The organism is Bradyrhizobium sp. Gha (assembly GCF_900113735.1).
Lineage (GTDB): Bacteria > Pseudomonadota > Alphaproteobacteria > Rhizobiales > Xanthobacteraceae > Bradyrhizobium.
The window spans coordinates 24,529-35,349 of sequence record NZ_FOQM01000060.1 but is presented as its reverse complement, the minus strand read 5'-3'; the positions used below and the strand labels follow the sequence as shown (position 1 = coordinate 35,349).

12 protein-coding genes are annotated in these 10,821 nt (G+C 62.8%); 7 read left to right on the top strand and 5 right to left on the bottom strand.

The annotated features are described in order from the left end of the window. From BM222_RS37840 to adh, 6 genes are all read left to right on the top strand, one after another. A partial coding sequence (locus tag BM222_RS37840; protein WP_143106183.1) for an HAD-IC family P-type ATPase occupies positions 1–1,059 on the top strand: 1,059 nt, incomplete at its 5' end. Then, on the top strand, positions 1,059–1,271 hold the full coding sequence (gene ccoS, locus BM222_RS37835) for a cbb3-type cytochrome oxidase assembly protein CcoS (protein ID WP_244547419.1): 213 nt from the start codon (positions 1,059–1,061) through the stop codon (positions 1,269–1,271). The genes BM222_RS37840 and ccoS, both read left to right, overlap by 1 nt. A 26-nt stretch (positions 1,272–1,297) precedes the next feature. Beyond that, complete coding sequence (locus BM222_RS37830) at positions 1,298–2,086, top strand: DUF2189 domain-containing protein (RefSeq protein ID WP_092239721.1); 789 nt, start codon at positions 1,298–1,300, stop codon at positions 2,084–2,086. 39 nt (positions 2,087–2,125) lie between these two features. After that, complete coding sequence (locus tag BM222_RS37825) at positions 2,126–2,650, top strand: DUF6455 family protein (protein WP_143106182.1); 525 nt, start codon at positions 2,126–2,128, stop codon at positions 2,648–2,650. A 240-nt stretch (positions 2,651–2,890) separates the two neighbouring features. Then, positions 2,891–3,859: a GAF domain-containing protein gene (locus BM222_RS37820; RefSeq protein WP_092239719.1), complete on the top strand. Its 969-nt coding sequence runs from the start codon at positions 2,891–2,893 to the stop codon at positions 3,857–3,859. Between the two features lie 176 nt (positions 3,860–4,035). Beyond that, a complete protein-coding gene (adh, locus tag BM222_RS37815; RefSeq protein WP_092239718.1) occupies positions 4,036–5,553 on the top strand; it encodes an aldehyde dehydrogenase in 1,518 nt (505 codons plus the stop codon). 58 nt (positions 5,554–5,611) lie between these two features. On the opposite strand, the gene BM222_RS37810 is transcribed toward adh, so the two are convergent. From BM222_RS37810 to BM222_RS40670, 4 genes are all read right to left on the bottom strand, one after another. Beyond that, complete coding sequence (locus tag BM222_RS37810; protein WP_092239717.1) at positions 5,612–6,472, bottom strand: carbohydrate ABC transporter permease; 861 nt, start codon at positions 6,470–6,472, stop codon at positions 5,612–5,614. 73 nt (positions 6,473–6,545) lie between these two features. Continuing rightward, positions 6,546–7,616 (bottom strand): carbohydrate ABC transporter permease, encoded by a 1,071-nt coding sequence (locus BM222_RS37805; RefSeq protein ID WP_244547418.1) that lies wholly within the window; start codon positions 7,614–7,616, stop codon positions 6,546–6,548. 288 nt (positions 7,617–7,904) lie between these two features. After that, positions 7,905–9,530, bottom strand: a complete 1,626-nt coding sequence (locus BM222_RS37800; RefSeq protein WP_092239727.1) for a type 2 periplasmic-binding domain-containing protein — start codon at positions 9,528–9,530, stop codon at positions 7,905–7,907. Positions 9,531–9,719: 189 nt separating this feature from the next. After that, positions 9,720–9,968 (bottom strand): acyl-homoserine-lactone synthase, encoded by a 249-nt coding sequence (locus BM222_RS40670; RefSeq protein ID WP_283810294.1) that lies wholly within the window; start codon positions 9,966–9,968, stop codon positions 9,720–9,722. A 60-nt stretch (positions 9,969–10,028) separates the two neighbouring features. Between BM222_RS40670 and BM222_RS37795 the strand changes: the two genes are divergently transcribed. Then, complete coding sequence (locus BM222_RS37795) at positions 10,029–10,283, top strand: hypothetical protein (RefSeq protein ID WP_092239715.1); 255 nt, start codon at positions 10,029–10,031, stop codon at positions 10,281–10,283. Between the two features lie 78 nt (positions 10,284–10,361). On the opposite strand, the gene BM222_RS40665 is transcribed toward BM222_RS37795, so the two are convergent. Beyond that, positions 10,362–10,745, bottom strand: a complete 384-nt coding sequence (locus tag BM222_RS40665) for a hypothetical protein (protein WP_143106180.1) — start codon at positions 10,743–10,745, stop codon at positions 10,362–10,364. Positions 10,746–10,821 lie beyond the last annotated feature (76 nt).

Below are 10,821 nucleotides of genomic sequence, written 5' to 3'. Positions count from 1 at the left end.
AGCTGGCATGATGCTGTTGTCACCGGGGTTGCGGTTCTGATCATCACCTGTCCCTGTGCGCTCGGGCTTGCGATCCCGACCGTGCAGACGGTGGCCTCGGGCAAGATGTTCAGGGCTGGCGTGCTGCTCAACTCCGGCGACGCGATCGAGCGCCTCGCCGAAGCCGACCACGTCATCTTCGACAAGACCGGCACGCTGACGCTGCCGGATCTCGACGTGAGCAACGCCGCCGACATTCCCGGCGAAATTTTCGAGCTAGCCGGACGCCTCGCATTGTCGAGCCATCATCCCGTCGCCGCCGCGGTCGCGCAGGCTGCCGGCGCGAGATCGCCGATCGTCGGTGCCGTCGAAGAGGCCGGGCGGGGCGTCCGCGCAGCGGTGGACGGTGTTGAGATCCGCCTTGGCCGTGCTTCCTTCTGCGGAGCAGAGGCGTTGGTGATTGGCGCCGATCTCGACCCCGAAGCCTCGGTCGTCGCCTTCAGTAAGGGCGACGCAAAATTCGTCCTCTCGGTGCGCCAGGGTCTGCGTCCGGATGCGCAGGCCGTGATCGCGGCGTTGAAGGATCGCAATATCGGTATCGAGATTCTCTCCGGCGACCGCGAGCCCGCAGTGATCGCGGCAGCTCATGCGCTCGGCATCGCCGAATGGCGCGCCGGCGTCACGCCGGCCGACAAGATTGCGCGGATCGAAGAGCTGAAGCGGCGCGGTGCAAGGGTGCTGATGGTCGGCGACGGCATGAACGATGCGCCGGCGCTCGCGGCAGCGCACGTCTCGATGTCGCCCATCTCGGCGGCGCATCTGAGCCAGGCCACCGCGGATCTCGTCTTCCTCGGACGACCGCTGGCGCCCGTTGTCGCGGCCATCGATTCCGCGCGCAAGGCGCTGCATCTGATGCGGCAAAATCTCTGGCTTGCGATCGGCTACAATGTCCTGGCCGTGCCGGTCGCGATCAGCGGCGTCGTGACGCCACTGATCGCGGCGGCCGCCATGAGCGGATCCTCGATCCTGGTGATGCTGAATTCGCTGCGCGCCCGCAGCACCTCGCGGGAGATCATGTGATGGAGATCCTGGTCATCTTGGTGCCGCTGGCGCTGATGCTCGGCCTTGCCGGTCTTGCTGCCTTCCTGTGGTCGCTTCGCAGCGGCCAGTATGACGATCTCGACGGTGCCGCCTGGCGGGCGATTGCCGACGACGATGATGAGACGCGATCGCTCCAGCCGGAGGGCGGCTCTCGACTCGGCGAAGGCAGAGACAAGTGGGGGCCCGCATAAATATGCCTTGGTGAGTGGAGAGGTCGATGACGTCGGTATCCGGCAAGACTGATCCCGTGGTGCGGCGCATCACGGTTGCCGATATTGTCGAAGCCTTGAGTGAGGGCTTGCGCGATTTTCAGGCGGTGCCGCTCTACGGGGTGGTGTTTGGCGCGCTCTATGCCGCGGGCGGTATCGCCATCATGCTCTGCCTGCTGGGGCTCGGTCTTGTCTACCTCGCCTATCCGCTCGCCGCCGGGTTTGCGATGATCGGTCCGTTCGTCGCGACCGGGCTCTATGACGTGAGCCGTCGACGCGAGAACGGGCTGACGATTTCGGTTGCGGCGATTTGCTCCAGTGTGAGGTCCCGGGGCGAGATCGGTTGGATGGCTTTCGTCACGCTTTTCATCTTTGTCATTTGGATGTACCAGGTGCGGCTGCTGGTGGCGCTGCTGATTGGGCTCGATGCCTCGTTTTCCAGCTTGCAAGAGTTCATGACGATTGTGCTCACGACCAACGAAGGGCTCTTGTTCCTCGCTGTCGGCAACGCCGTTGGCGCAGCCCTATCGCTGATGCTTTTTGCGCTTACGGTGGTATCGTTCCCGTTGCTGCTCGACCGGGATGTCGATTTCGTTACTGCAATGATCACCAGCGTACGCGCGGTTGCGGCCAGCCCTGGACCGATGTTGGGATGGGCGGCGGTTATCGTCATGCTGTTGGCGGTCTCGGCGATTCCGTATTTTCTCGGCCTGGTCGTGACACTCCCGGTGCTCGGCCACACCACTTGGCATCTTTACCGCCGCATTGTCGTGCCGGTGGACACCGGCGCGACTTGACGCCGGCGAGCAGCCGGCCGTGGCGAATTGCTGCCGAGTTTGACCTGGCGCAATGCGGGCGCCGCTCCGCAGCAGAATACTGCATCTGTTCAAAATCTTCGGGAGGTCGCCATGACAACAGCCATCGGGGCGACATCGATCGCCAGCAGGTTGATCGGAAGAGTCGCGGACTGGCTCGGCCAGTTTCACCGTTCTGCCGAAATCCGTGCACTCGCTACGTCAGAAGTCGAGTCGATTGCGCGTGATCTTCGCATCCCGCGCGCCGAGCTCGAAACTCTCGTTGCTCATAGCAGGCAGGGTGCCAAAGAATTGCCGCAGCTGCTCGAGGCGCTCGGGATTGATGAGGGATCGATTGCCGACAAGGAGCCGGGTGTGCTGCGCGACCTTACGTTGGTGTGCGCACTTTGCTCGACCAAGTTCCGGTGCAACCGTGAGATGCAGGCTGGGACCGCGGCTCTGCGCTATCCGGAATATTGCGCCAACAGCTACACGATCGATGCGCTCAGAAAGAAGCCTTCAAGGCCAGAAACGATTGACCTGCTTCGGGGCCCGGGCTGCTGCTGATTGTCTCAGCCGAGAAGGCGCTCGGCGGGCTTTGCGCTTCCGACGAGGCCAGGACCTCGGGGGGCCTGGGGAGGAATGCCGGGACGGCGAGCGCGAACTCTGCCCGCAACTCGCTTTTGTGAGCGGTCATTTCACGGATTGCCAACGGCTAGGCGACGATGTAGCCGAACCCATGCCCTTTTGCGTGCCAACAATCTCTGCCGAAGAAATGGCGAGCCGTAGACGGACGACGGAGGATCAATGGGACTGATTATCGAGCATCATCACGCCGATCGGGTCGAAGCTGCGATCGGCTCCGGCCAAGCAGCAAGATCCGCCTTGGTCGCATCCTGGTGCCGCTCTTCCCGATTGCACTGTCTCGATCCGTCTGGTGTCCGACCGCCGCTACGGCTAACGGAACCCGAGGTGCGGCAAGCGATCGAACAAAATGAGCTATTGATCGGGGCCGCGCGGTTCGCAATGAACCGGCTGTATCACGCCGTGGGCGCTATCGGATGCTGTGTGCTGTTGGCCAGTCGCGAGGGCATACCGGTCGATCGACGTGGAGCTCCAGCCGACGACCCCACGTTCGAGCGTTGGGGCCTGTGGACCGGCTCGCTCTGGAGCGAGGAGTACGAAGGAACCAACGGCATCGGCACCTGTCTGGCCGAGGAGCGCGCGTTGACGATCCATCGCGATCAGCATTTCTTCTCGCGCAACACGCTGCTCAGCTGTACGGCTGTCCCGATCTACGACGGCCATGCGAGGCTGGCAGGCGTTCTCGATGTTTCCTCCTGCCGCGCCGATCACACCGAAACGATCGCAAATCTGATCACGCTCGCGGTCGGTGAAGCGGCGCGGCGGATCGAGACCGAGCTGTTCCGGCACGCTTTTGCGGATGCTCGGATCGTGCTGACGCCGCCGATTGATACCCGTGGCAGCGGGTTGCTGGCGATCGACCGGGACGACCTTGTGGTCGGCGCCACGCGCGACGCTCGCTTGGTGTTGGGCATCCCGCCCGATCGTCAGTTGCGGCCGGTCCCGGCCGCGGATCTGCTTTGCCGCGAGGAAGGGATCCATGAGCGGCTCGGCGACGCGCAACGCGCGACCTTACAACGGGCGCTGACGCGCGCGCGAGGCAATGTCTCGGCAGCGGCGAAGGCGCTTGGTGTGAGCCGCGCCACCTTGCACCGCAAGCTCAAGCGCTTCGACCTCAAGCCGCTCGCTTGAGTTCCTTACAGGCATTCGAGCGCCCGCGCAGCGTCGAATGTCGCACCTTTGAGACAGGTTGCAGGTGCGATCCGAACTCGCCCGGCTGACATTTTCGCTTTCACCCGACATGTTCGCTCTCGGCATCGCGCTGACGCGAGGCCGGTAATCAATCAATGCAACAGCGGGAGTGAAGCATGAACAAGCCGGAATTCCTCACGGCATCGCAAAATCCGTTCGCCGAACGCTATGACAATTTCATCGGCGGCAAATGGGTCGCGCCCAGGTCGGGCAAGTATTTCGACAACGCCTCGCCGGTGACGGGGCAGGTGGTCTGCAGGATCGCGCGCTCGGAAGCGCCGGACGTCGAAGCTGCGCTCGACGCAGCCCATGCCGCCAAGGACGCCTGGGGCCGCACCAGCGTGGTCGAACGCGCCCTCATTCTCAACCGCATCGCGGATCGGATGGAAGAAAATCTCGAGCTGTTGGCGATCGCCGAGACCTGGGACAACGGCAAGCCGATCCGCGAGACCCGCGCCGCCGACCTGCCGCTGGCGATCGACCATTTCCGCTATTTCGCCGGCGTCGTGCGCGGCCAGGAGGGTAGCCTTGCCGAAATCGACAACGACACCGTCGCCTATCATTTTCATGAGCCGTTGGGCGTCGTCGGTCAGATCATCCCCTGGAACTTCCCGTTGCTGATGGCGTGCTGGAAGATGGCGCCGGCGCTCGCGGCAGGCAACTGCGTCGTACTGAAGCCTGCGGAGCAGACTCCGGCCTCGATCATGGTCTGGATCGGGCTGATCGGCGACCTGCTGCCGCCCGGGGTTCTCAACGTTGTCAACGGCTTCGGGCTCGAGGCCGGCAAGCCGCTGGCGTCGAGCCCGCGCATCTCCAAGATCGCTTTCACCGGCGAAACCTCCACCGGCCGGCTGATCATGCAGTATGCCAGCCAGAACCTGATCCCGGTTACGCTCGAGCTGGGCGGCAAGTCGCCGAACATCTTCTTCAAGGACGTGGCGGCTGAGGACGATGACTTCCTCGACAAGGCGATCGAGGGCTTCGTCATGTTCGCGCTGAACCAGGGCGAGGTCTGCACGTGTCCGAGCCGTGCGCTGGTGCAGGAGTCGATCTATGAGCGTTTCATGGAGAAGGCCTTGAAGCGCGTCCGGGCGATTACCCAGGGCGACCCGCGCAACGCCGCAACCATGATCGGTGCTCAAGCCTCCGGCGAGCAGTTGGAGAAGATCCTGTCCTATATCGACATCGGCAAGAAGGAGGGCGCGCAGCTCCTGACCGGCGGCGCGCGGGCCGATCTCGGCGGCGATCTCTCCGGCGGCTTCTACGTCCAGCCGACCGTGTTCCACGGCAACAACAAGATGCGGATCTTCCAGGAGGAGATTTTCGGCCCCGTGGTCTCCGTCACCACCTTCAAGACCGACGAGGAGGCGCTCGCGATCGCCAACGACACGCTGTACGGCCTCGGCGCCGGCGTCTGGAGCCGCGACGCCAATCGCTGCTATCGCTTCGGCCGCGCGATCCAGGCCGGCCGCGTCTGGACCAACTGCTATCATGCCTATCCCGCCCATGCCGCCTTCGGCGGCTACAAGCAGTCGGGTATCGGTCGCGAGACCCACAAGATGATGCTCGACCACTATCAGCAGACCAAGAATCTGCTGGTCAGCTACAGCCCGAAGAAGCTCGGCTTCTTCTAAAGGCCGAATTTGCGCGCGGACCCATCTGTCCGCGCGCTGGCGATATGCTGCGCGTCGCCTATTTGCCCGCGCCGGTCGTCAGCCCGCTGACGATGTAGCGCTCCAGGAAGATGCCGATCAGGACGAGGGGCGCGATTGCGGCCGTCGATAGTGCCGCCATCGACCACCAGTTGATGCCTTGCGAGCCGGTCTGGCTCGCGACCATCACGGGCAAGGTCTTGGCATCCGTGCTGGTCAAGAGCGCGGCGAAGAAATACTCGTTCCAGCACAGCACCAGCGAGAGAATAAAAGCGGCCGCCATACCAGGAAAAGCCAAGGGCAGGATGATGCGCAGAAACGCGCCCCAGGCCGACAGACCATCGACGAAAGCCGCCTCGTCGAGTTCGACCGGTATGGCATTGAACTGGTCCCGCATGATCCAGATGACGATCGGCAGCACTGTCAGCGTATAGAGCAGGATCAGGCCGAAGGTGGTGTCGAGTAGCGCGAGCGCCTTATAGAGCACGAGGAAGGGCAAGGCGAGCACCACCGGCGGCAGGATGAGCTGCGACATGAAGAAGAACAGGATGTCGTCGTTGCGCATCCAGGCGAATTTGTAGCGGAAGCGGCTCAAGCCATACGCCGCCAGCGATCCGAGGATCAGTGCCAGGACCGACGCGCCGACCGAGGTGATGATGCTGTTGATGAAGCGGTTGACGAACTCGGAGCGGGCGGTCGAGGTTTCGAACAGCGTATCCGGCGACAGCCCGAGCGAGCGCCAACCCTTCCAGTCCGGATTGAAGTCCACCCACGGGATCAGGTGCGCCTGCGTCACGTCGACCGCCGACTTGAACGAGGTCGTGACAGTCCAGTAGATCGGGAACAGGCAAATGAATGTCCAGAACAGCAGCGCGGCGTAGATCAGCGCGCGGCTCGCCATCCGCTTGGCGCGCGGTGCGACGGGGTGCCTGTGGGCGGATTTCGCGGTCGTGACAGCCACGTGAGCAACTCCCTCAGGTAACCCGCTGCGTCCAGCGTTTGGACAAGCGCAGCACCAGCGTCAGCAGCACGATGATCAGAAGCAGATAGACCATCGCGAGAGCGGTGCCGTATCCGACGTTCGAGCGGTCGCGGTAGACGCGATAGATGAAGCTCGAGACGGTGTCGGTCGCGCCGCCAGGACCGCCGGCGGTGACGTTGATGACGATGTCGGCGAGCTTCAGCTTGAAGATGATGCGGATGATGAGCACGGTGATGCTGACCGGCAGCATGATCGGAAACGTTACGTGCCAGAACGACTGCCAGCCGTTCGCGCCGTCGACCTTGGCGGCCTCCTGCACCTCCTTGGGCATGGCCTGGAGGCCCGCAAGCAGGATGATCATGATGAAGGGAATGGACACCCAGGCGTCCATCGCCTGGATCGTGAAACGTGCCATCCAGGGGGAGGCGAAGAAGGCCGGGTTGTCCCAGCCGAGATAGCGCGCCAGCGTCGCCGCCGGACCGAAGCGATATTCCAGCAGCGACTTGCCGATCATCCAGCTCACGGCGACGGGGCTCAGCATCATCGGCAGCAGGAATACAACACGAAAGAATTTCCGCGCGCGGATCTCGGCGCTGAGCAGCAGCGCCAGCGCGAACGCGATCGCATACTCGCCGAGCACTGCGACGGAGTAGAACACCATGTTGCCGAGCGCATTCCAATAATAGGTGTCGCTCAGCATCGCCCTTACGTTGTCGAGCCCGCTAAAGTGCGGGCCCTCGATCGAGGACAGGTTCCAGTCGAGCGAGGCGATGTAGAGCCCGAAGATGGTCGGAAAGATCACCACGGCGACGGTGAAGAACACGGCCGGCAGCAGGAACAGCGCGCGTTGGCCGCGCTCGCCGCGTATGAGCACCTGCGCGGTCCCGAACGCGATGGCCCAGAGCAGGTAGACGATCAGGATCGGGCGCCAAGTCGAGAAGCCGGCGGCGATCGCGCCGGCTGCATGCAGCACCTGAACGACCAGCACCACCAGGAACACGAGCGAGGCGAGACCGATCAAGATGCGGCCGACCGTCGCGCGCCGGCGCACTGCGCGCTTCATCCCTGCTTTCGGGGGCACGGCGTCGGCTATGTCAACGGAACTTTGCATCGAATTCGATCTCGCCGGGCCCCGTTTCAGCTTTCCCGCGTGCGGGAGAGCATAGGCCGCCTTCGGCGACCGTCCTCTCGCGAAATGCCGAAAGCCAAAGCCTCGGCTATGCCTAAGGCGCGGGTGAGGGCACTCTCCACTCCGGGAATCCCAACGGGGACGCATCCTCTCCCTGCCCCTCCCCCGCAAGCGGGGGAGGGGGCGCGCCTGGCTTCGAGATCTGCAGCGAGATCATCCACGCTATACGCCGAAAGAGGCCTTGTAGAGTCCGATCTGTCGCTCGCGGCCGAGTTGGTCGGTCAGCTTCTCCCAGGCGGCGGCGATGTTGTTGGCGCCGGTCTGCGCGTCCACCTTGCCGGAGAAGATCTTCGTCAACTCGTCCTCGGCAATGCTGTAGTACTGGAAGATGCCGGGGATGCGCGGCTCGACCGCCCGATTGGGATGGTTATACGAGTTGAACTGCGAGTTCAGATAGGACGTGATGTACTTCCTGTCGTAACCTGCCGCCACCCATTCATCGATGTGAGAGTGGCTGGTCCGGTGGACCTGGAAGCCCGACGGATACATCACCGTCCAGAGCGATAGGTCCTTGCCGCCGAGATGCGCGGCCGCGCTCCAGGCCGCCTTGTGCTTCTTCTCGTCGCCATTGACCCGCGCCATCACATAGATGCCCCAGCCGAGATAGGCGCAGTTCGGCGCATTGTTCGGCCCGCTCGGAAGCTTGTCCCATTGGCCGGTCTTTGAATTGTAGACGTCGTCCGACCCAGGCAAGATGTCGAAACCGACGGTATCGCCAATGACGGACGTGTCGCTCGCCTTCGCCACCTGGCCGATGTCTCCCCACCAGGGGATCATCGAGCCGATGCCGGCCAGAAATTGCTGGAAGCCGGTGGTGTTCGGATCGGCATTGAGCTGGTCGGCCGGCTCGGAGGGCAACGCATCGATCACGTCCTGGATGGCGCGTACCCAGGCCGGATTGTTGATGCGCGGCTTCATCGTGTCGATGTCGAACAGCCATGCCTTGTCGTCGGGATGTTTGGCGTAGGCAGTCGCGCGGCTGCCGAGAAAATAGAAGCCGAACCCACCCCAGGGCTTTGGCGCGTCCAGATAGCCATAGACGCTCTGGCCCTTGAACTTCTGGCCCTTGAGGAACTTCGTGACGGCCTGCACCTGCTGCCAGGTTTTCGGCACTCCCCATTCGCTTGTGTTGCCGGCATCCTTCCAGGCCTTGGCGAGCGCGGCGTCCGAGAATACGTCGGTGCGATAGTTGAAGTTATGGCAATCGCCATCGATCGTGACGCGATAGGTCTTGCCATTCCAGGTGCCGACCGGCGGCTTCAGGTAAGCGACGTAGTCTTCGATATCGATTTGCTTCTTGACCCAGTCCGGCATTTCCGAGGCGAGGCCCTTGCCGCAGACGTCGCCCTCGAAGGGCGCACCCATCTCGAGGATGTCGAAGTCGACGGTACCGGTTGCGATCGCCTGTTGCAGGCGCGGGTTGTAGTCGGCCTGCGCCAAATCGATCCAGGAGATTTTCGCGCCCGTATAGGCCTCCCACGGCTTCAGGAAGCCCCGGAACAGCAGGTTGTGCAAGTTCTGATTATTCAGTCCCATGAAGGAGAGCTCGACGCCCTTGAACTCACCCTCCTTGATGCTTGCCTTGGTCGGGCCAAGGCAGAGCTCCCCGACCTTTTGCCAGTCGGCGTCGGTGGGCGCACCCTTGCCGACGCCAGGAATCTTGGTGATCTCTGCGCGCAGATTGGCCTGGGCGAATGCAAGCTCGGAGAACGTGCCGAGCGCGCCGGTTGTGCCAAGTGCGGCGGCTCCGGCCGCGCTCTTGAGCACCGTTCGCCGGGTCGGGTGCATTGCGGGATGCTGATCATGCTCTTGCTGCTTCACCACGAAATCCTCCCTTTTTTGACGCTGCTGATGTTAAGGTCCTGGTCAGGTCAGATTGGGCCGCCCACGCACCACCGAAAAGTGAAGCTCGCCGAAGTTCATGTCGCGGCGATGGTGCGGGAAGCCGTATCAAGTATGCAACGGCACCGATCAAAGTCAACGAATCCGCGCAGAGCGGAGGCGGTCGCCCACACGCAATGCGCACGATGCTGTCGTTCCTGCGTTGCGGTAGGGAAACTCGTATCGCAGAGCGCGAGGTCGTCGCCATGGCAACGCGTTGCCCATTGCGGAAGGATTTCCAATACGCCGCTGGGCCCAGCCGGCTCGCCGAAGGATTCTCTCCATACGGTGACTTGCCACCGCCGGTCCGTCGTCGCCATGGCCACTCGGGCGTCCGCTCCTAATTTCCAGCGCCGCGGCGCTGCCCCAGAGAGATTGATCCCATTGCAGAGTGATTGCGGTCAGATGAGCGGCATCGCGGATGGCGCTGCCCCCGGGCGCACGCCGTCAGGAGACGCGCTGCCGGTCGATCTGCTCGCAGGCTGGGCGCGGGACGAAAGCATACGCAGGCGCAAGAACATGAAGGCGGGTACGCACGATTCCTCCTGGGTGGACAAGACCCTGCGCGAGTTGAATTGCGAAGGGCCTCGACTGAAGATCGCACTATCCTGCGGTCGCAAAGCTTGTCAGTTGATCTCTTCCAGCATCCGGGTCAGCTGAGGGGCGGGATGGATTACACGAGTTGTCATGCGCCCGTGAGGACATTTCGCGACACCGAGTCTTGGTTGAGCTTTTCGCTCACGTCTGAAGATCGTGCTTCCCGATGCGGTCGGCAAGCAGGATCAGCCAACCAAGCACTTCCCGCTCCGACGAAGAGAGATCGGATCGGCTCGCCAGCCGGGTGACAAAAGGCCGATATTCGTTCCAGCGGTGGTAAAATTCGATCAGATCGCGCGGGGACGAGCATCGCTCGTCTCGACCGGTTTGCCGCTGGTCTTCTTCGTCGATCATGATTTTGGAAGCTAGTGCAGGTTTGCTCGCCAAGGGTGTGAAATAAACGTGAACTCGCTGGACTTGGTCGGGCGCGGTGCTAGCCTGTTGCAGTTTTAGGTTGATCAGGTTTTCGGGATTTCCCTTGTGGCGGCCAAACGCATTGAGATCAATCTCTTCGGGGCGCCGCACGCGAGCGTTCCTGCAGGAGACGTTGTGGGGCACGGCCTGCTATGATACTGGCCGACAAAGCTTGAGACGCGCCTTA